Raw genomic sequence first — 20,905 nt, forward strand, 5'->3', positions numbered from 1 at the left:
TATGACAAGCCTTTTTGCGGTCAAACTTTTTTGCAAATAATCTTGTGTATAAGCGCAATAGCCAGCCTAATTATAATCATCCATTAATATCAGTTGCGGAGGCAATCCGCCGCGTTCGGCATCAACTGCAATGGCGGTATATATGCTGCCCGCCTGCAAGGATAGCTGACCGGTTTCAATGGCGGCATCTTTGGTACCTGCCGCAGTCACAGTGACAAAATAATCACCCGCAGCCAGCTGCACATAACCGGTTTCCGTCAACATCGGGGTAGTAAAAGGCACACTGCTAAAAGCAGGATCGGCATTGTCGATGTCGCCATCTGTCGTCACATAGATATCAACATCACCCGCACCCGGCGAGGCGTGGAAGATACGCACCTGAGCTGCAGTGGCGATCCGACGCGGATTGTCCATTACGATGTCCAGCCCAACATCCGACAACACATTATTAGCTATCGCCGTGTAACTCTGGCCAATGGCAAGGCTGGCCGAAGCATCGTCTACCACCACAACGCCGTTGTTGTTTGCCGCCACGTCAATCAGGTAGTCCCCTTCGGTGACAGACAAATAATCAGTAGCCGCGGTAAAAGGTACGGCTTCAACCAGTACCACCTCGTTGTTGGCAATCACATCCACAGAAGGCCCGTTGGCAACCCCGTGTACCACCCGTAAGTTGGCTCCGGTGGCTTCATCCCATAGCAAAGATGACGCACTTCCATCGGCTACCAATAAGGTGACAGGCGAGTCACCGGCCCCCACGTTTTCAGTGGCAAACACCATAAGATCAGCTCCCGCCGTCAGGCTCAGCGTGCCGGAGTCATACACCAGGGTGTTGGTACCGGCAGTGGTGATTCTGATCTGATAGTCACCGGCGGGCACTTCCACCTGCCCGGTATACTCCATAAAAGCGGCTGTCGCAACGGGTTGCGCTGCGCTTAAATCATCCCCCGGGGCAGTAACGTATACGTCCACTAAAGGCGCTGCGGGTGCAGCATGAACCACCTGCAAACGCACATTACCTGGCGTCACTTCGCTGAGGTCATTTTCAATGACCAGCGGGGCAATGTTTGCAGTCGCACCGATGGCGACCACATCGTAGGTTTTATCATTCTGCAAGATTAACGAAGCATCAATCACAGTGCTGCTGGCGTTTGCCGGTAACAGGGCATCAACCTGAACACTGTAGGTGTCAGCAGGTACTGAAATCCACCCGGACGAAGTCTGATAATCCACGGCTTCGAGGTCAGCGAGTATGGCGCGATTGGCCATCACATTCACCAAAGGAGCGTCAGGTGAGGCGTGTGTGACCCTGACAAAGGGGTCGCTGGTTTCAGGCTCCGGTGCCGGTGGGGGCGGTGTCACTTCAGGCAACTTATTATCATTGTCTGAACAGGCAAATAATACTGAAGTACAAATAGCAGTGAGTAGTAGTTTGGTCATGCTCCTCATGGCAATATCCTCTTGTTACTGTTTATTTTCGAATAAAAAATTAGGCGAATAACAAGGCTAGCTACGCAGGAGATGACAGAGCAGATCACCAGGGGTAAAGGGCAGTACTCTGTAAAAAAGTATAGTGTTTGTTTTTGTGGGGCTGAGAATGGCCTTAACCGCCAGTGCTGTTAAGCACCCGCCAGTGTAGTAATTACGCGCGATTTAGAGAGTTTGAGACGCACCTTCATTGGCGGCCAGATTGGCAGAAATATACGACAACGTAAATTGCTGTGCCTCTACGGCGGAACGATATTCGCGAGCGGCAGCGATTGAACCAAAAGCGGTAAGCAGTACTTTTTCGCTTTTTTCTTTTAAATTCATGAGTTTTGACTCATCCAGCATCCAGAACAAAACGTCCATTGTATTCACTGACAGTTTAACATCCTTATGCTTAAGGCCTGTTGTATTTTGCAAATCCGTCGTCATATCCGTCAACCACACCATTTGTTTTGATGTCATCAGCATATAGGTTGAGCAGTGAACAAGCCGTCAATTAAAATGACAAAAAATGAATGTGAATAATGCACTGCACAATTCTTAATCAGAGATATTTTTTATCTCCAAGTGTGCAGTAAAGCTGACAGCTTAATTTAGTTTATTTCGCTATCACAAAGATCAATTCAACGCTTCCAAATCGCTGAATAGACTATATATTGTCTGTCTCGTAAACGTTTAAGAAAATACCCATGCAACGCGATCAAACTAAGGCCGGCGTATTGCTCGCTATTAGTGCCTACAGCATGTGGGGATTTGCCCCCATGTACTTCAAACTTCTGCAATCCATGCCCGCGCTGGAAATACTGCTGCATCGCATCGTTTGGTCAGTGGTGGTGTTGTTCGCGTTGATTTTAGTCTTGCGCCACCATCACAAAGTGCTCAGCGCCCTGAAAAACAAAAAAGTGGTAACAACTTTGTTGTTGTCCGGTTTATTACTGGCCGGAAATTGGCTGCTGTTTATCTGGGCGGTTAACAATGATCACTTACTGGACGCCAGTTTGGGTTACTACATTAACCCCTTGTTAAATGTTCTGTTGGGTTATCTGTTTCTCGGAGAAAGATTGCGTAAACTGCAACAGGTGGCTGTCGTTATGGCCACGATTGGTGTAGCGTTTCTGGTGATATCCGTCGGCAGGCTGCCCTGGATAGCGCTGGTATTGGCGGGCAGTTTTGGTGTGTATGGACTGATGCGCAAAAAGGTCGCAGTAGAATCCATCCCAGGCCTGTATGTGGAAAGCCTGATGATGTTGCCATTTGCCATCTGGTTTTGGTGGGCGATGGCGTCTCCGGCCAGCAACATGTTAAATAATAACAGTGAAATGAACCTGATCCTGATCGCGGCCGGGGTTGTTACCACAGCGCCCTTATTGTGCTTTACGGCAGCGGCCAGACGCATTCAATATTCGACGCTGGGCTTCTTCCAGTATATCGGCCCCAGTATCATGTTTTTGCTGGCTGTATTCCTTTATGGAGAACCGTTAGATGAAAACCGTTTAATCACCTTTGGTTTTGTCTGGTCTGCCCTGATCCTGTTTAGCTTTGATTCCTGGCGCGCTTACCAGATAAAAAACCGGCCTGTTCATCGGGAACTAGTCAAAGACTAACTGATTGCGCCCGTTTTGTTTGGCCTGATACAAGTTTTCGTCCGCCAGTTTGAGTGTCTCATCGGTGTTGCCGTTAAATCTGGCGGAAGCGCCGATGCTCACGGATACATTGATCTTATGAGTTTTATAACGGATTGCGGTAGAAGCAATTTCCTCACGCACGGCATCGAGCAATTGGCTGGCAGACGCCATATCCAGGTTTGACAAGTAGGCACAAAATTCCTCGCCACCAAAGCGCGCTACATAATGATACTCACAGTGTTTATTGAGTATTTGCGCTACCACCTTGAGTACGTGATCTCCGGCATCGTGACCATAATTGTCGTTTATCGCCTTAAAGTTATCCATATCAAAAATGGCAAAACACACAAAGCCCGGCGCCATTCTCAGATTGGCCTTAATGCGGGCAAAAAAGTGACGACGATTCGGTAAGTCGGTCAGGTAATCCGTATTGGCGGCATGTTTAATCGCCGCAACGTTTTCAATGTGTTCAATATTCTGAATTACCCGGCAAAAGAACTCTTCGTGACAGTAGGGCTTGCTGATGTAGTCGTTTGCACCACTTTTGATAAACCGCGCAGACAATGCAGAACTGCCTTTACCCGAAACACCAATTACCGCCACTTCATCTTTGCTGAAGGTGTTGCGCAACTCGGCCACCATTTCCACACCGGTTTTATTTGGCATGTTTTCATCGGTGATCACCAGCCTGATATTATTGTGTTGCCGCAACACAGTGAGACCTTCCTGGCCATCTTCCGCTTCATAGGTCACGAAATTGTGGCGGCGCAACAAAGATGTCACCATCGAACGGCTCAGGCGGGAATCATCTACCACCAGCACACCGATTTTTTTATTTTTTTCCAGCCGCAATAACAACCGGCTGAGGTAATCGTAAACCTGGGCATTTTCTTTGGGTATGTAATCCACCACATCTTTGGACAACACCCTATCACGGGTGCGCTCATCCAGCCGGCCGGTAATGACAACGGTGGGAATAAAGGCCTGAATGGCATAGTCGATGGCTTCGCCGTCTTCGGCATCGGGTAAGTTGTAATCCACCAGCGCACAGAGGTACTCCTCGGGATAGCTGGAGGCAAAGATCTGTTTCGCCTGCGCCAGATTCGCAGCTGTCACGGGTTCCAGTCCGGCTTTAGACACCAGATGGCTCAGTACTCGCATACTGGTGGGGCTGTCTTCGATAACGAGTACTTTGTGCTGCATCAGGGTCATTTTCTGCTCGGCGGTTTAGCGTCTAAGTATGCAATTAAATACCTGTTAAATGTTATTATACTTTAGTCAAACGTGCATAGCTCATGACCAGCCATTTGCTGCCAAATTCATCAAAATTGACCTGAATTCGTGCATGTTCGCCCTGACCTTCCATATTGATGACCGTGCCTTCCTGAAATTTGGGATGCTGTACCCGTTGCCCCAACTGCATACCGGAATCTTCAAACGCCTGGTGGGAAGCAGCGTGCTCATAGCGGTTGTAGACTGGCCGGGATATTGTTGTGCGCAGACGCACCTCTTCCAGACACTCCGATGGCATCTCTTTGATAAAGCGTGACTTAGTGTGAAATTTATCCTGCCCGTATAAACGCCGACTTTCCGCCCAGGTCAGATAAAGTTGCTCCATTGCACGGGTCATACCCACATAACAAAGCCTTCGTTCCTCTTCCAGCCGTCCCGGCTCTTCCTGGCTCATTTGGCTGGGAAACATGCCTTCTTCAACACCGGCCAAAAACACCAGAGGAAACTCCAGTCCTTTGGCGCTGTGAATGGTCATCATTTGTACCGCATCCTGGTGCTTATCCGCCTGAGTCTCACCGGCCTCCAGCGAGGCATGCGCCAAAAATGCAGCCACAGGCGTCATTTCATCCGCTTCCTCGGGTACCACAAATTGTTTGCAGGCGGTTACCAGTTCTTCCAGGTTTTCAATTCTGGCCCGGGCTTTCTCTCCCTTTTCCGCCTGATACATGGCATACAATCCGGAATGGCGAATAACGGCATCACATTGCTGTTCCAGCCCCATGTCAGCAAAATCTTCCTGCATGGTGAGCACCATATCAATAAAGCTCTTGATGGCGTTGCTGGCCCGCGAAGCGAGGCGCTTTTCGGCGATCATCAACATCGCGGTTTGCCACAATGACTGCTGATTTTCACGTGCCAGCTCCCGGATCTGACCCAGAGTTTTTTCACCCACGCCACGTGCGGGTACATTCACCACCCGTTCAAATGCGGCGTCATCCAGGGGATGATTCATCATACGCATATAGGCCAGTGCGTCTTTGATTTCCTGCCGCTCGAAAAAGCGCATTCCACCATAAATGCGATAGGCGATAGATTCGTGCAGGAGGGCTTCTTCCAGAATACGGGACTGGGCATTGTTGCGGTATAAAATGGCACAATCCTGCAGGGCGTTGCCCTGTTCAAACCAGGATTTGATTTTAGAAATGATAAATCGCGCTTCGTCCATTTCGTTGAAACCGGCATAGACTTTTATCAGCTCACCTTCGCCCTGCTCGGTCCAGAGCTCTTTGCCCAGGCGCCCCTGGTTATTGTCTATTACCGCATTGGCTGCTTTCAGAATCACACCGGTGGAGCGGTAATTTTGTTCCAGCCGTATGGTTTCAGCACCGGGATAATCCCGCAGAAAATGATGGATATTTTCGATGTTGGCACCGCGCCAACCGTAAATTGACTGATCGTCATCGCCGACAATCATGGTGTTGTTGCCTTCGCCACTGAGCAAACGCAGCCAGGCGTACTGAATATTGTTAGTATCCTGGAACTCGTCCACCAAGATGGCGCGAAAACGACGTTGATAATGGGCCAGAATCTCGGGGTTGTTCACCCACAGCTCATGAGCCCGCAACAGAAGCTCGGCAAAATCCACCAGCCCGGAGCGATCACAGGTTTCCTGATACACTTTGTAAATCTCAGCCATTTTTTGCTGCGTGTAGTCATCCCGGGTATCAATCTGATGTGGCCTTAAGCCCTCGTCTTTGTTGCCATTGATATACCATTGCACCTGTTTCGGGGCCCAGTGTTTTTCATCCAGATTCATGGATTTCAAAATCCGACGGATCAACCGATACTGATCATCCGAGTCCAGGATCTGAAAGCTGTCAGGCAGATTTACATCTGCATAGTGAGCACGCAGCAGGCGATGGGCCAGACCGTGAAAGGTGCCCATCCACATGGTATGCAAAGAGCGCCCCATTAACTCTTCCACCCGACCACGCATCTCGCGGGCAGCTTTGTTGGTAAAGGTCACGGCCAGAATGTTGTGCGGAGCCAGCCCCTCAACATCCATCAGCCAGGCAATTCGGTGCACCAAAACCCGCGTTTTACCACTACCGGCACCCGCCAGCACCAACATGTCCTGGGCCTGTGCAGCTACGGCACTACGCTGTTTGTCGTTTAAGTTATCCAGTAGTCGCGAGACGTCCATGGCACCCCTGTTTTTATTGCCTGAGGAAAAGAAGTTGGGGCATTATAATCAAAAGCACTGGATATTTGTACAATTGTATTCCCGTCCGGGCAATACAGCACATGACACCAGGCGCTGCCCGGTTCAACAACCGGGCAACTCAGTTGCGGTATCAGCGTTTGTACAGGGCCTGCATCGTCACTGAATCCAGAGCGTTAGCCTGCACCATATAACCGGTTAGGGCCGCCGAGGCATCCGGCGATAAATCCAGCTTGCCAGGCAAGGCATAAACGGTAAACAGGTAGCGATGCGCACCGTCGTTCACCGGCGGACAGGCGCCACCAAAGCCAGCGCTGCCGTAATCATTGCGCAGTTGCATTGCCCCCTTGGGAAGATGTTCATCACCTACGGCACCGGCTCCGCTTGCTAAGGAAGTGACCTCAGCCGGAATATTAACCAGCTGCCAGTGCCACCAACCGCTGCCGGTGGGCGCATCCGGGTCATAGGCGAAAACAGCGAAAAACTTAGTCCCTTCCGGTGCACCTGACCAGGTCAGCTGTGGCGACTTATTTTCGCCGGAACATCCAAAGCCATTAAATACCTGAGCGTTTTTAAGAAAAGCGCCATGAGACATGTCTTCACTAAACAGTGTCATTTTTGCCAATGCAGGTAAAGACAAAGCAGCCATAGCGGACAACACAAGCGTTTTTTTAACTAACGATTTCAAAACAGACTCCTATTGAAAAATACGTTAATGAAAGATTCCGTTTGCCAGTTTGTCAGGAAATAATCTTCACCGAAAGTGTTTTAAGGTTTTTCAGAGGAAATGCACTCTTCATTAACCAGCGCTTTCGCCTTTTTCTGCTCGTGTATTGTTTGCCACAGAATCGGCGCAATGATCATCAGCATACCAACAGAAATCCAGATATCGATCGCTTCTTTAAAGATCCACCAGCCCACCAGTGCGGCAAAGATCAATCCGGAGTATTCCGCCAGAGCAATCGCGCCTGCTTCCGCCCTTCGATAGGCCACAATGCAGCACAACTGGTAACCACAAACACAAATGGCAGATCCCACCACCAGCACCAGCATTGAAAGATTCAGAGGTCGCCAGTCCAGCAAGGCCAGCGCCCCCATCAGTGGTATCGATAACGTGGTTCCCCAAAACATAATTGCCAGTGTCGGTGTGCTGGCCGGGATAAAACGCACCAATAAATTGTGACAGGCAATGCAAAGGGCCGCTGCGAGTCCGGCAAAAATCCCGATGCCGCCACTGTCGGGCTGCAAAGCAATGATCACGCCGGAAAAACAAAACACAATATTGAAGATTCGGTATTTGTGCAGCGGCTCCTTAAACCACCAGGCCGCCAGCAACAAAGTGAGTACCGGGCTGGCGTAAAACAACACATTCGCAGTCGCCAGCGACAGCTCCGTCAATGCCAGAAAGACACAGGCACCACCTATCGCCGTCAGATTTGCCCTGAAGGTTTGCACTCTGGCACGCCGCAATATTCTGGCATCTTTGGGTAATTGCAGGAAAAACGGCAACAGACAAAGTGCCAGCAAGCATTGACGTAAAAACAGGTACTGGTATATGCCACTGGAACTGGCAAAGGCCTTTACAAATACGTCGGCCCCGGTGGCAAACAGGTTTCCGATCAACAAAAAACCAATGGCCAGCAACAGCGCAGAGACCACCGGTCGCCGCCAGATATAAAAAAGACGCTTATCCACGACTATCAGCTACCCGTTATGATCAGGTTTTCTTAGCATGGCAATGTGGGGAATATCGTCTTCAAGATAGACATCAGATACCGCTGCAAACTGGTGCTTGCCATAAAACCCCTGTAGATGTGCCTGGGCACTGATTTTAATGCCATGTTCCGGCCAGTGCTGATGGGAAACCTCCAGCGATTTTGCCACCAGAGTATGACCTAGTCCCATGCCGCGATGACTCTTCGCATTAGCGATACGGCCCAGACTGGCGTATTCAGGATAAGCGGTGTCTGGTGCCAGCACTCTGGCGTAGGCCGCCAGTACATTACCGTCCCGGATCATCAGATGTTGGGTAAGTGGGTGTTTATCCAGATCATCGACGTCCTGGTAATAACAGGTTTGCTCCACCACAAACACCGCGATGCGCAGTTGGTAAATGTCGTGTAATTCATGGACTGACAGGTTTTCAAAGGTTTTAACAGTAATTTGCATGACTCATAGCATTGCTGGGAATAGATGGCGGCAAGCTTAGAGTGTCGTTGCCCTGCGCGCATTAACAATTGTTAACTGACCCAATCTTTTTTTAATGCGGCTAAAGCTTATCGGGGTTATCCCAAGGTAAGACGCAATGATATGTTGCGGCAAACGGGCCACTAAATCCGGATAGGTATCGTAAAATAAAGCCACTCGCTGCTGCGGAGAGTTCAGCAATAAAAACTCTTCTTTACCTTCTTTGTGCATGTAATATTCGCTGACCACACTTAAATGAAACGCCTGCCATTTTGGGCATCGCTTTGTCAGTTGCAGATACTGCTGACGCGGAATTTGATACAGCACCGAAGGTTCAAGCGTTCTGACACTATAGGGATAGGGTACATTCGACAGTAAACTGCGAAAACCAAATATCAAATCCTGTTCCCAATACACTTCCTTACAAAACGTTTTGCCCTGGGTCGTTTCAAAAAAAGCATAGAGCAAACCTGACTCAAGCAGATACAGATATTGCTGTTGCTCATGAGCCCGCCATAGGGTGTGATTTGCTGGCAGGCTTATTTTGCGCACCTGCTGTTCCAGCGCGTCAGCGTTTAACGGGCCATCATAGTGAGTGCGCAGGCAGGCACTAAAGCCACTAACCTTGGTATGTACCGATGATTTAGTCATGTAACTCAGGTAGACGGGGTTGCTTTGATCTGTTTTACCACGCCTGCCTTTTTAATACCAACGCCGCTGTTCTGCGGCTTAGGCTTTCACCATACTATCCAGTTTGCGCTGCACGTTGTCAGGAAATTTCACCTGTTGCCACAATGCCTTAACTACTGACGCGGTATCCTGCCACTCACCTTTCACCAACCAGTCAATTAATGCACACGGATCACTGGGAAATTCGATGGCCTCGCCGGGAGGCAGATCCAACCATTGCTCCAGCTTTTCCTGATCCAAACTCATCATGATCTGACACAGTCCCAACGCATCCAGCGTTTTGGCATTAGACAGTTGCTCAAATTGCCCGTGCAGCGGCTTGATTAACAATTTTTTACCCAATTGCAGACATTCACTGGACAGCTCAAATCCACCGTTGGCAATAACCCCGGCGCAACTATGTAACGCCTTGTGAAAGCCCGCTTTGCTGGTTTTACACCAGGAGATATGACCCTCATCCCGCTCCTGTTCAACGTCGGGATGAAAACACATAAAGTTGTATTCACTGAGGCTTTCCAGCAAGGTAGAAATCTCTTCCAGACTTTCAAAGGGCAGATAAACCAGATAATGACTGCCTATGGTGACATCAGAAAGCTGGTCTTCGATAAACGGCGGCATGATAGCGTGACCAAAGTGATACCAGTGCACCCCTAAACTCATTTGCGTTGGCGCAAAATTGTTCATAATCAACCGGTCAATCACACTTTGCCCGGCTTTCGGTACATCATGTGCAAAAGCCGCCTGATGACTGATAGAAATAGAAGGGACTTTTTGTTGTTTAGCAGCCCAGGCACTGACCGGCTCAAAATCGTTCAGCACCAGATCATATCCGGACAAGTCTAACGCTTTAACATCCTTCCACAGTTGTATTGGCCTTGCCTGAGTAACGGTTTTAAAGGGGTTTACCGAACCTTCTGAGTGAATAAAGGTCAACCCCTTGCGGGTTTGAAAGTCCCCAAAAACCTCCATATCAAAGTACTTTTCTTTGGCGCGCCCGCTAAACAGAAAATCCACCTCGACATCCCGTCGTTCTTCAAAGGCTTTGGCCATCACTCTGGCACGCGTAGTATGGCCGTTTCCGGTGCCCTGGACACCGTACAATATTTTTAATGTCATGTTGTTATGCTTGTCTGTAGAACCCGGTTAAATTAGGCAAGAAGATTGATACTGATAGTAGAGATGGCGACGCCAAGTGTTGCACCCGCCAGAATGTCACCGGGATAATGAACCCCTAACATAATGCGAGACAACGCAATCAGACTGGCCCAACTATAGGCCAGTACAGCGAAAGACGGATAAAAGTTGGCCAGTAATGTCGCCATTAAAAAGCCCGCCGCCGTGTGACCGGACGGAAGACTGAATTTATCGGAAGGTTGTACATGAGCCATAATGTCACAGCGGAAATCACATGGACGCGCCCGTTTGAACATTTTCTTCAACATAACGTACAGGGGCAATTCCATCGCGTAGGCTAACAATCCGGTGTATAAAAACAGCGCTCCATGGCGAGGTTCAAACAGCCATAACACCAATGCCAGAATCAGATAAACATGACCATCGCCGCTTTTCGAGATGTAGCGAAACACAGTACAATCCCGTCCAGTACTCTTACTAAACAACCATTGGAACAACTGTAAATCGACGCGTGTAATCAGGTTCATCGTTTTGTTTTACCAGTCAGTTTCTGTCAATCATGCAATCGCGGTAATCTCATTACAGGCAGTCTAGCGACGATTTATTAACCTGTGGTTACACTAAAAAGACACTAATATGACAATCTTTTCGCCAACCGGAGAGAAAGCCAAAAACTCTGATTTAATAGGCCTGACAAAGCGCTTAACTTGGCGTAGACTAAGAAAAAATTGCCCTTTTGAGGTCTGACATGGAATACAACACATCTGAACTTTGTGACTTATTTGCTGACAGCATTGATGTACTGGATCCGATCTTCATCAGCTTTGGAGGCCGGAACTCCTTTGGTGGTGAAGTAACCACAGTTAAGTGTTTCGAAGACAAAGGTCTGATCGATAAAGTGGTCAATGAAAATGGCGCCGGTAAAGTGTTGTTAATCGACGGCGGCGGCTCCACCCGCAGAGCATTGCTGGATGCCATGAATGTTCAGACCGCGGTGGAAAACCAATGGGAAGGCATCATCTGTTATGGCAGTGTCCGGGACGTTGATGTGTTGGAAGATTCAGACATCGGTATTCACGCCGTGGCTTCCATACCGGTAGGCGCCGACTCCGATGATATTGGCGAAATCAACATTGCCGTGAATTTTGCGGGAGTGACCTTCTTACCGGAAGACCACATCTATGCTGACAGCACGGGCATTGTGCTGTCGCCGGAACCACTGGATATAGATTAACAGGTCGCGTTGACAGATGAGTACCGAACTCAATTTCTATTGTCTGGATGACATCGCCTCGTTGTTAAATCAACGCGCCGGTGAAACCAAAATCGGCGAGGTGTTGTGTTTCGCACAACACACTGATTTCCATGCCTTAAAACGCGCCGGTATCGAATACGTATTGGTGGGCCTTGTGGAAGATATCGGCCCCCGCGCTAATCTGGGCAAAGGCGGTGCCCGCTATGGTTGGCAGGCGTTTTTAAAAAGCTTTATTAACCTGCAACACAACGATTTTATTCCCACTGAAAAAATCGCCTTGTTAGGGGAGCTGGACTTTTCCGACTTACTGAAACAGGCGGATCAGTCAGATACTGATCTGGAAACACTGCGCAATTTATGTTGTGAGATAGACGAGCGAGTAAGCGCATTATTGCAGTCCATCTTTGATGCGCAGTTGATCCCCATCATCATTGGCGGTGGGCATAACAATGCTTATCCGATAATCAAAGCCTGCAGCACCTCAGAAGAACTGCCGCTGGCAGTGGCTAATCTGGACCCCCACAGTGATTTTCGGGCTCAGGAAGGACGTCATAGTGGTAACCCATTCCGATACGCCGCAACAGAGCAACTGCTGTCGCGTTACATGGTGCTGGGTCTGCACGAACAAAAAAACAATGAAGATGCGTTAGCGGCAATGCGCCAGCACGACTTTCGCTGGATAAGCATTCAGGATAGTCACTGGAGCAGGAAACTCAACTTTGATCAATGCCTGGAAGATTGCGCCCGCTATCTGATGCACTCCGGATTACCCATTGGGGTGGAGCTGGATGTAGATTGTCTTTCCAATATGCCAGCCAGTGCCATCACAGCAACCGGGATGCCCTATGAGGATGCGCTGTATTACGTGACGGAGATGGCCATGCTGCCCAGAGTCAAATACCTGCATCTGGCTGAAGCCGCGCCAGATATCAACTCGCCGCAAGAAATGCGCGCCGCAGGTCAAATCCTGTCAGAATTGGTGTGTGCTTTTATAAAAACCGATAATCAGAAGAAAATCAGCGAATAGGCAGGCGTTAATAGCTGTCAGTAAGTGTTGCAACAACACTTACTGACCAGCCCGGATTTATGCAACTGACTCGCTGATAAATTGCTCCAGCTGAGCACGAGACAATGCACCGACTTTAGTGCCGATGACTTCGCCATTTTTGAAAATCAACAAGGTCGGAATGCCACGAACACCGTATTTACCGGCAGTTTCAACATTATCATCGACATTCAGCTTGCCAACTGTTATCTTGCTGGCGAAATTGTCGTCTTCCGCGATAGCATTTAAGATTGGCGCGATCATTTTACATGGGCCACACCATGGAGCCCAGAAGTCTACCAAAACAGGTTTTTCTGATTTGATGACATCGCTTTCAAAACTACTATCAGACAAGGTGACTATTTTATCACTCATTAAACTCTCCACGTTAGGCTTGGGTTTCATCAAGTGAGACGAAACCAATGTTGCGCTATTCTTATAGCAACTGGATTAATATGCAAGGGTTGATAAGCAATAAGCTATGCAAACAACACATTTAACAGAGACCCACTTTTCGGATCTAAACATTCATCCGAAAATTTTAAAGGCACTTCAGGCGGCCAGTTTTGAACATTGCACGCCGATTCAGGCTCTGGCCTTACCGCAATCCCTGAATGGTCAGGATGTCGCCGGACAAGCACAAACAGGTACAGGCAAAACCATTGCGTTTCTGGTTGCAACCTTTAATCACCTGCTCACTCATGAGCAAGACAATACCGGTCAGCCCCGTGCTATCATTATGGCACCCACCCGCGAACTGGCCGTGCAGATCCACAAAGATGCAGAAATTCTGGCCAAACACACGGATTTATCGCTTGGTTTGATATATGGTGGTGAAGGCTATCAAAGTCAACTGGAAACCCTGCAAAAAGGCGTAGACATAGTCATTGGTACGACTGGCCGCATCATCGATTATTACAAACAACAGGTCTTCAGCCTGCAACACATTCAGGTCGCCGTACTGGACGAAGCTGATCGCATGTTTGATTTGGGCTTTATCAAAGACATCCGCTTTTTGTTCCGCCGTATGCCACCGGCCGTTAACCGTCTGAGTATGTTGTTTTCAGCAACGCTGTCTTTCCGCGTTCAGGAACTGGCCTATGAGCACATGGATAACCCGGTACATGTACAGGTTGAACCTGAGCAAAAGACCGCCAGTCGCATTGTAGAAGAGCTGTTTTATCCCTCAGACAACGACAAAATGTTGTTGCTGTTAACGCTGTTGGAAGAAGACTGGCCAGAAAAAGCCATCGTGTTTGCCAACACCAAACACACCTGTGAACTGGTTACAGACTGGCTAAATGCCGATAAGCATCGGGTGGGTTTGTTAAGCGGTGATGTACCGCAGAAGAAACGCCTGAATATACTGCAGGATTTCGACAAAGGTCAGCTGGATATTCTGGTGGCCACCGATGTCGCAGCCCGTGGTTTACACATCGATAAGGTTTCCCACGTTTACAACTACGACTTGCCGGATGATGCGGAAGATTACGTACACCGTATTGGCCGTACTGGTCGGGCGGGGAAAAGTGGTCACGCTATCAGTTTCGCCTGTGAAAAGTACGCCTTGAACTTGCCGGCGATTGAGACTTATATCGGCCATACAATACCGGTAACAGACTACTTCCACGATGCGTTGCTGGAAGACGTCAATGCTCCGAAAAGGCATCACCGCAAGCGCGCTCATCGTGATAAACGTCACAACCAAAAGCGCCATAACAACAGGTAAATTGCCTTAGCCCGATGCCAAACGACATGCTCGAAAACACCTATGCCGCCGTCGACCTTGGTTCCAACAGTTTTCACCTGTTGGTCGTAGAAAACACCAAAAACGGGATTCGCATCAGGAACCGGGTAAAACAAAAAGTCCGTTTGGCCTCAGGGCTTAATGAGCAACAAGAATTAGATCAAATCAGTATGCAACGGGGCTGGGATTGCCTCGCGATCTTTGCCCAGCAACTACAGCACATTCCCGCCGCCAACATTGTGGTTGTTGCCACAGCCACATTGCGTCTGGCGCAAAATCGTCAGGACTTTCTGCACCAGGGTGAAAAAATCCTGGGCCACAAAATACAGGTGATCAGCGGCGAAGAAGAAGCCAGACTGATATTCAACGGTGTTACCAGTGATCAAAAGCCCAATCAGACTTCGCTGGTAATCGATATTGGCGGCGCCAGTACTGAGCTGGGCTGGGGCAAAGGCAATCAGGCCAAAGCATTGCAAAGCCTGAACATGGGCTGCGTCACATGGACCAACAAATGGTTTGCCAACAATCAACTCAACGCCGAAGGCTTTAAGCAGGCAGTTGCTGCGGCCAAACAGGTGATAGCGCCGGTGCAGGATGAGTTTCGCGATCTCAAGGTGGATGATTGTCTCGGCGCTTCAGGTACGCCTCAGGCTATCGTAGAAATTCTCAGTGCCCAAAACCTGCCCGCCATCATCACATTGCCCTTTTTACACCAATTAGCACAAGCCTGTTGTTCCGCCTGGCATCTGGACAACCTGAAAATTAACGGGTTGCAGGAAAGTCGCAGAGCGATCTTTCCGGCCGGACTGGCAATTTTAATCGCCTTATTTGAATCCCTGAATATCAAAGAAATGCACCTGGCACAGGGGGCACTGCGGGAAGGGGTACTGGCCACTATCCTGCCCACGCCCTTTAACCGCACTCAGGAAAAAGTGCTGGCCCTGTTTCGCATTGATGAAAGTCAGGCGCACCGGGTCTACCGCTGTTGCCAGCAAATTCTGGCCAACTGTCAGCCTGAGCCAGGCCTGAGCAAGATGCAGCAAAAAGTATTGCAAAATGCCTGTTTACTGCATGAAGCCGGGCAAATGGTGAGTTTTAAAAATCACCAGCAACACAGTCGCTACCTTATCCAGCATACCAACATGGCCTGGCTAAACTTTGAAGAAAAACAATTGATTGCCAGGGTGGTCAGCTCTAATCCCAATGCGACCCACAGCGACGGGCTAAGTATTAAAAGCAACGAGCACCAGATAAACCTGCTGATCCGCACCTTGAGACTGGCCACCATCCTGTGCAGTCAACGCCTCGACAATCGCTTTATGGTGCCGGATATCAAGATAAACGACAGTCACTGGCAACTGCAGTTTAACCGTGGCTATCTGGCCAGCAATCCGTTGCTGGAACATTTACTGAAAGAAGAGCAAAGCAGCATAAAGGCCGTTAACTGGCAGTTAGGCTTTGAGTAAGCTGGCCGCCTCTTTGGCAAAATAGGTTAAAATACCATCGGCACCGGCCCGCTTAAACGCCAGCAAGGATTCCAGTATCGTGGCATCCCTGGCTAACCAGCCGTTGGCAAATGCCGCCTGGTGCATAGCGTATTCACCACTGACCTGATAGGCGAAAGTTGGCACCGCCAGCTCTGCCTTGCAACGACGCACGATATCCAGATAGGGCATACCGGGTTTGACCATCACCATGTCGGCCCCTTCTTGAATATCCAGCGCAATCTCCCGGATAGCTTCATCTGAATTGGCCGGGTCCATCTGATAACTCTTTTTGTCCGCCCCTTTTAGATTGGCCGCCGAACCCACCGCATCACGAAAGGGTCCATAATAATGTGAGGCATATTTCGCTGAATAAGCCATGATGCAGGTATTAATGTGACCCGCCGATTCCAGTGCCTGCCTGATGGCACCAATTCGCCCATCCATCATGTCAGAAGGCGCAACAATGTCTGCGCCCGCCTCTGCATGCGACAAAGCCTGGCGCACCAGTGCCTCTACGGTTTCATCGTTTAACACGTAACCGGAGGCGTCGATTAAGCCGTCCTGCCCGTGGCTGGTGAAAGGGTCCAGGGCAACATCAGTAATTACCCCAAGCTCGGGAAAGGCAGTTTTTACCGCCCGCACTGTGCGTTGCGCTAAACCTTGCGGGTCCCAGGCGGCTTCAGCGCCGTCGCTTTTGACCGATTGTGGCGTCACCGGAAAAAGCGCAATCGCCGGGATACCCAATTCCACCAATGTGGCACACTCTTCCAGTAACAAATCAATGGATAATCGTTCAATACCCGGCATAGAAGGTACAGCTTCTTTTTGCTGCTCGCCTTCCAGTACAAACACCGGGTAAATCAAATCCTTAACACTGAGTTGGTGTTCACGTACCAAATCTCGGCTAAATGCCTGGCGGCGTACTCTGCGCAATCGCGTCGCAGGAAATTCAGAATGGGAAAATGGCATAAGCTCTCCTGGTTAATGACAGGTACTAATTTAAGGCGAAACCCAAAAGTGTTTGTGCATTGTGCGTAGCAGCACGGGCAACTTCTTCTACAGAAATTTGTTTTAGATCAGCGACAGTTTCTGCGATATGGGGCAGATAACAGGGTTCATTGCGTCTGATTTTACCTGGCAAGGTTTTCGGGGTAAGAAAGGGCGCATCGGTTTCCAGCAGCAGTCGTTCTAATGGCAGGTGTTTTACCGCTTCCTGCAAGTCTTGTCCGCGCCGGGGGTCACACACCCAACCGGTGATCCCGATATACAAACCCAGTGCCAGATATGCTTGCATCTGGGCAGGGGTACCGGTGAAACAATGGGCCACACCGCGCAAACGGTTCACCGCAGACAGCATCTTAATCTGTTCATCGAATGCGTCGCGCTCATGCAAAAACAGGGGCAGGTTTAACTCGGTCGCTAATTCTATCTGTTGCTGAAACACGCTTAGCTGTGCTTCCCTGGGCGAAAAATTACGGTTGAAGTCCAGGCCGCATTCTCCGATGGCAAGCACTTTGTCGTCACGGGCTAAGTGGCGCAGTTGCGCAATAAAATTTTCGGAGACATTGGCGGCATCGTGGGGATGCACTCCGGCTGTCGACCAACAATCGGGATAGTTGTGGCAGATGTTCAGCGCTGCAGCGCTTTCGGCCTCCGAGGTGCCGGTAAGCAGAAGGCCCTGCACTCCCGCCTCTTTTGAACGCGCAAGGACCTGCTGCAGATCATCGTTAAAGCGGTTGTTAGTAAGATTAACGCCAATATCAAACAAAGGGGACACAGGTTCCCCTCGTTAACTTAGACGCTTGACTAACAAGGTCTTATTCTGACCGTTTTTCTTCAGATAAAACGAGCCCATAAAGCCACGGCTGATCACCACAGTATCACCTGCCGACAGACGGAACTGTTCCGAATCCATTTGCTTCCAGACCTGTCCGTCAGACAGGGTGATTATCAGCTTGCCATAAGGATCTTCATCTACCTTGCCGACGATAGATGTTTGTTCTGATGCCTCGGCTTTTTTCTCCTTCAATACTTCCAGTTCCAGACCAAAGGTATTTTCTGGCATGGCAGAATTATCACTGGCTACCGGGGCGTATGTTTGCCCCTGTACCGGAGCTGCAACCGGGCGTTTGGCATAAAACTCCGCCAGTTCTGAATCTTCCAGATTGTTGGCCCGTTGTGCCAGCTGGTCATAACACACCAGTCTTTTCAGGGAATTACTGATAACCCGGCATTTGTCCACGGCCTCGGCTAATGTTTCTGCTTGTAAATTAAAACTCATCAGTTGCAGTGCGATGGCAACCAGCGCGAATCGAGTTAATTTCATATTATTTCGCTATCCTTTTTTCTTCTTCGTCAAGTTCAGAGCTTTCTCTGGCGTTTGCGTATAGACCACCGATCATGACACCAAGTTCAAATAAAAGCCACATAGGTAATGCTAACAGGGTTTGCGAGATGGGATCGGGAGGTGTCATTAACATGCCCACGACAAAGACCCCGACAATCACATAAGGCCGCTTTTCTCTGAGGCTTTCTGCGGTAGTAAACCCGGTCCAACAGAGTAATATAATGGCGATTGGGATCTGAAACGAGACGCCAAAGGCGAAAAACAGTTTCAGAATAAAATTTAAGTAGCTGTTGATATCGGTGCTGATCACCACCCCTTCAGGCGCAACCCCGATAAAAAATGGAAATGCCAGCGGAAAAATTACAAAAAAGGCAAAGGCGATACCCGCGTAAAACAACAGCGTACTGGACAACATCAAAGGTGCCACCAGCTTTTTTTCATTTTGATATAAACCCGGCGCCACAAACGCCCACATCTGGTAAAGCACATAGGGAATGGCAATAAAAAAAGACAACACCAGGGTGAGTTTAAAGGGGGCAAAAAAGGGACTGGCCACATCTGTAGCAATCATTTGCGCCCCTTCAGGCATAACGCTGAGTAAAGGCTCAGACATCAGGGAATACAGATCCTGCGCAAAATAAGCAAGGCAGATAAACACCAGCAGCACACTAAAAACCGCTTTTAACAGTCGGTTGCGCAGCTCCACCAGGTGGTCAATTAATGTGGTGGCTTCGGACATCTATTGATTCGATTCTTTTTGATAGGGCTTGTTAACGGATTGTGCCGCCGCTTTTAGCTCGTCAACACTCTCCTGCAGTTCCGGCGACAGGTTTTTGAGTTGCTGTTCTTCGGCTTTTTTCAGGTTTTCATGCAGTTCCTGAATGCGAACCTGCTGTTCAATTTCCTGGCGAAAGCCATTGGCGACATTCTTAATATTACGGATAGTGCGACTGGTGGAGCGAATAGCACCGGGCAACCGCTCCGGGCCCAGCACCAGGAGCGCGATCACGCCAATTACCAGCAGCTCCCAAAATCCGATATCAAACATGACTTATGGCCTGATTATTCAGCGTTCTGCTTTTCTTTGGATTGCGTCGTTTGCTGTTTATTTGACTGATCCTGGACACCTTCCGGCTCTTTGAAGTCCGCATCGGGTTTATTTTCGTCAGTGACAGCACTTTTAAAACCTTTTACCGCAGAGCCCAAATCCGAGCCCAAACTTCTCAGTTTCTTAGTTCCGAAAAGCAATACCACAATCGCTAATATAATCAGCAACTGTACCCAACTGATGCCACCCATGAGATGTCTCCTGAAATTTTTTAAGCATTATACCCAATCAACCCACAAATGCAGAGAGTCAGACGGGTTTTTATGACGGTTTCTCAAATATCTTTGTGTTTGATAGTTGCCGTTGCAGGCAGTTATAGACCACACTTAGTGTATTGAGGTAATTTTTCATTATTGTTTAATGAACCCATTATCAACTATTTAGATAGCAAAAAGACAGTGGAAGGTTGAGCAGATTGTTGCAAAAAGTAAATATCGCCCTGGTAAGTGCCCTGTTGTATATGCCGTTAGCCTATGCGGACCCGGAACAGCAATGGTGGGACTCACTACATAAAAGTGTCACGGGGTCCGTTAATGACACCGCCGTTTGGCTGGATGATTTTTTTGCAGACGAGAACTTTGTCGTCAATGAGGAGCCCAAAGGTGGTGCCCGGATAAGCCTTGGCTGGGAACCCCGCAGCCGGGATATCGCCGAATTTGAAACCAAAATCAGGCTCAAATTTAAATTGCCCAACCTGAAAAATCAGGTGGATCTGGTATTCAGTGATTACGATGAAGACCTGGAAAGAGCCCCGGTTAAGGCCGCCCAAAACGATGTGTTATCACGGCAAAATCGCTTTAACCTGGCATTGAAGTGGACCCAGAAACAAACCGAAGATAGTCAGTGGTCGCATCGCATCGGCATTGGTCGCAAGGCGCAGCCCTATGCCCGCTCACGCTATGCCGCCCGGGGCGAACTGACCGAGACCCAACGCTATCGCTGGGAAGCCGCAGCCTATTTCTACAGTCACGATGGCTTTGGCAGTCACCTGGGACTGCAACTGGAACAAGATTTGTTTAACAGCGCGGTGCTGCGCCTGGACAACAACTTTTTTTATCGCGACGAAAGTAACGACTGGCTGTGGCAGCACAACCTTTACAGTATGCACCGGCTGGATGAAAAATCCGCCTTGATCACCGGATTTTACGTAGAAGGTTTAAGCCAACCGGATTACCGCGTAGAAGAATACCTGGTGAGCAGCCGTTGGCGTAAAAATGCCGTACGGGAATGGTTGTATTTTGAAGTTGAACCCTTCATTTTATGGCGCAGAGACGAACACTTTAGCGCTTCTTACGGCCTGGCATTGCGGGTTGAAGGCTTCTTTGGCAATTATTAGCC

The 20,905-nt window shown here is 49.1% G+C and carries 23 protein-coding genes; 6 read left to right on the forward strand and 17 right to left on the reverse strand.

The features are described from left to right. Positions 1-66: 66 nt before the first annotated feature. On the reverse strand, positions 67-1,440 hold the full coding sequence (locus LJ740_RS16855) for a DUF4397 domain-containing protein (RefSeq protein WP_229530293.1): 1,374 nt from the start codon (positions 1,438-1,440) through the stop codon (positions 67-69). A gap of 213 nt (positions 1,441-1,653) precedes the next feature. Then, entirely contained in the window at positions 1,654-1,950 is a 297-nt protein-coding gene (locus LJ740_RS16860) for a hypothetical protein (protein WP_229530294.1), read from the reverse strand. A 227-nt stretch (positions 1,951-2,177) separates the two neighbouring features. On the opposite strand from LJ740_RS16860, the gene rarD reads away from it, so the two are divergent. Then, positions 2,178-3,092: an EamA family transporter RarD gene (rarD, locus tag LJ740_RS16865; RefSeq protein WP_229530295.1), complete on the forward strand. Its 915-nt coding sequence runs from the start codon at positions 2,178-2,180 to the stop codon at positions 3,090-3,092. On the opposite strand, the gene LJ740_RS16870 is transcribed toward rarD, so the two are convergent. From LJ740_RS16870 to LJ740_RS16905, 8 genes are all read right to left on the reverse strand, one after another. After that, positions 3,078-4,325, reverse strand: a complete 1,248-nt coding sequence (locus LJ740_RS16870; protein WP_324255630.1) for a diguanylate cyclase — start codon at positions 4,323-4,325, stop codon at positions 3,078-3,080. The two genes, rarD and LJ740_RS16870, sit on opposite strands and share 15 nt — an antisense overlap. Positions 4,326-4,380: 55 nt before the next feature. Continuing rightward, positions 4,381-6,549 carry a DNA helicase II gene (gene uvrD, locus LJ740_RS16875; RefSeq protein WP_229530296.1) on the reverse strand — a complete coding sequence of 723 codons (2,169 nt, stop codon included), beginning with the start codon at positions 6,547-6,549 and terminating at the stop codon, positions 4,381-4,383. A gap of 151 nt (positions 6,550-6,700) precedes the next feature. Then, entirely contained in the window at positions 6,701-7,216 is a 516-nt protein-coding gene (locus tag LJ740_RS16880) for a YbhB/YbcL family Raf kinase inhibitor-like protein (protein WP_229530488.1), read from the reverse strand. 119 nt (positions 7,217-7,335) lie between these two features. Beyond that, positions 7,336-8,262: a DMT family transporter gene (locus LJ740_RS16885; RefSeq protein WP_229530297.1), complete on the reverse strand. Its 927-nt coding sequence runs from the start codon at positions 8,260-8,262 to the stop codon at positions 7,336-7,338. Between the two features lie 9 nt (positions 8,263-8,271). Then, the gene (locus tag LJ740_RS16890; RefSeq protein WP_229530298.1) at positions 8,272-8,736 is read right to left on the reverse strand and encodes a GNAT family N-acetyltransferase; all 465 of its coding nucleotides are present in this window, start codon (positions 8,734-8,736) and stop codon (positions 8,272-8,274) included. A 36-nt stretch (positions 8,737-8,772) separates the two neighbouring features. Next, positions 8,773-9,405, reverse strand: coding sequence for a Crp/Fnr family transcriptional regulator (locus tag LJ740_RS16895; RefSeq protein ID WP_229530299.1), 633 nt, complete (start codon positions 9,403-9,405; stop codon positions 8,773-8,775). A 78-nt stretch (positions 9,406-9,483) separates the two neighbouring features. Further along, positions 9,484-10,560 (reverse strand): MJ1255/VC2487 family glycosyltransferase, encoded by a 1,077-nt coding sequence (locus LJ740_RS16900; RefSeq protein WP_229530300.1) that lies wholly within the window; start codon positions 10,558-10,560, stop codon positions 9,484-9,486. A gap of 32 nt (positions 10,561-10,592) precedes the next feature. Further along, positions 10,593-11,105, reverse strand: a complete 513-nt coding sequence (locus LJ740_RS16905; protein WP_229530301.1) for a phosphatase PAP2 family protein — start codon at positions 11,103-11,105, stop codon at positions 10,593-10,595. 221 nt (positions 11,106-11,326) lie between these two features. On the opposite strand from LJ740_RS16905, the gene rraA reads away from it, so the two are divergent. Together rraA and LJ740_RS16915 are read left to right on the forward strand one after the other, a co-directional pair. Further along, positions 11,327-11,812: a ribonuclease E activity regulator RraA gene (rraA, locus tag LJ740_RS16910; protein ID WP_229530302.1), complete on the forward strand. Its 486-nt coding sequence runs from the start codon at positions 11,327-11,329 to the stop codon at positions 11,810-11,812. 16 nt (positions 11,813-11,828) lie between these two features. Further along, a complete protein-coding gene (locus LJ740_RS16915; protein WP_229530303.1) occupies positions 11,829-12,860 on the forward strand; it encodes a formimidoylglutamase in 1,032 nt (343 codons plus the stop codon). A 57-nt stretch (positions 12,861-12,917) separates the two neighbouring features. Here LJ740_RS16915 and trxA read toward each other — a convergent pair whose 3' ends face one another. Beyond that, the gene (trxA, locus tag LJ740_RS16920) at positions 12,918-13,253 is read right to left on the reverse strand and encodes a thioredoxin TrxA (RefSeq protein WP_229530304.1); all 336 of its coding nucleotides are present in this window, start codon (positions 13,251-13,253) and stop codon (positions 12,918-12,920) included. Between the two features lie 106 nt (positions 13,254-13,359). On the opposite strand from trxA, the gene rhlB reads away from it, so the two are divergent. Then, entirely contained in the window at positions 13,360-14,607 is a 1,248-nt protein-coding gene (gene rhlB, locus LJ740_RS16925; RefSeq protein ID WP_229530305.1) for an ATP-dependent RNA helicase RhlB, read from the forward strand. A 14-nt stretch (positions 14,608-14,621) separates the two neighbouring features. After that, entirely contained in the window at positions 14,622-16,091 is a 1,470-nt protein-coding gene (locus LJ740_RS16930) for a Ppx/GppA phosphatase family protein (protein ID WP_229530306.1), read from the forward strand. Here the strand turns inward: LJ740_RS16930 and hemB are convergent. The 6 genes from hemB to tatA are packed head-to-tail and all read right to left on the reverse strand — an operon-like array spanning position 16,077 to position 19,758. Next, positions 16,077-17,081 carry a porphobilinogen synthase gene (hemB, locus tag LJ740_RS16935; RefSeq protein WP_229530307.1) on the reverse strand — a complete coding sequence of 335 codons (1,005 nt, stop codon included), beginning with the start codon at positions 17,079-17,081 and terminating at the stop codon, positions 16,077-16,079. The two genes, LJ740_RS16930 and hemB, sit on opposite strands and share 15 nt — an antisense overlap. 25 nt (positions 17,082-17,106) lie before the next feature. Continuing rightward, a complete protein-coding gene (locus LJ740_RS16940; protein ID WP_229530308.1) occupies positions 17,107-17,889 on the reverse strand; it encodes a TatD family hydrolase in 783 nt (260 codons plus the stop codon). Between the two features lie 12 nt (positions 17,890-17,901). Then, on the reverse strand, positions 17,902-18,438 hold the full coding sequence (locus LJ740_RS16945; protein ID WP_229530309.1) for a hypothetical protein: 537 nt from the start codon (positions 18,436-18,438) through the stop codon (positions 17,902-17,904). A gap of 1 nt (position 18,439) precedes the next feature. After that, a complete protein-coding gene (gene tatC / locus LJ740_RS16950) occupies positions 18,440-19,198 on the reverse strand; it encodes a twin-arginine translocase subunit TatC (protein WP_229530310.1) in 759 nt (252 codons plus the stop codon). Beyond that, entirely contained in the window at positions 19,199-19,507 is a 309-nt protein-coding gene (tatB, locus tag LJ740_RS16955; protein ID WP_229530311.1) for a Sec-independent protein translocase protein TatB, read from the reverse strand. 14 nt (positions 19,508-19,521) lie between these two features. Continuing rightward, complete coding sequence (gene tatA / locus LJ740_RS16960) at positions 19,522-19,758, reverse strand: twin-arginine translocase TatA/TatE family subunit (RefSeq protein WP_229530312.1); 237 nt, start codon at positions 19,756-19,758, stop codon at positions 19,522-19,524. A 227-nt stretch (positions 19,759-19,985) separates the two neighbouring features. Between tatA and LJ740_RS16965 the strand changes: the two genes are divergently transcribed. After that, positions 19,986-20,903 carry a hypothetical protein gene (locus LJ740_RS16965; protein WP_229530313.1) on the forward strand — a complete coding sequence of 306 codons (918 nt, stop codon included), beginning with the start codon at positions 19,986-19,988 and terminating at the stop codon, positions 20,901-20,903. Positions 20,904-20,905: the final 2 nt, after the last annotated feature.

This window comes from Planctobacterium marinum, assembly GCF_020687805.1.
Lineage (GTDB): Bacteria > Pseudomonadota > Gammaproteobacteria > Enterobacterales > Alteromonadaceae > Planctobacterium > Planctobacterium marinum.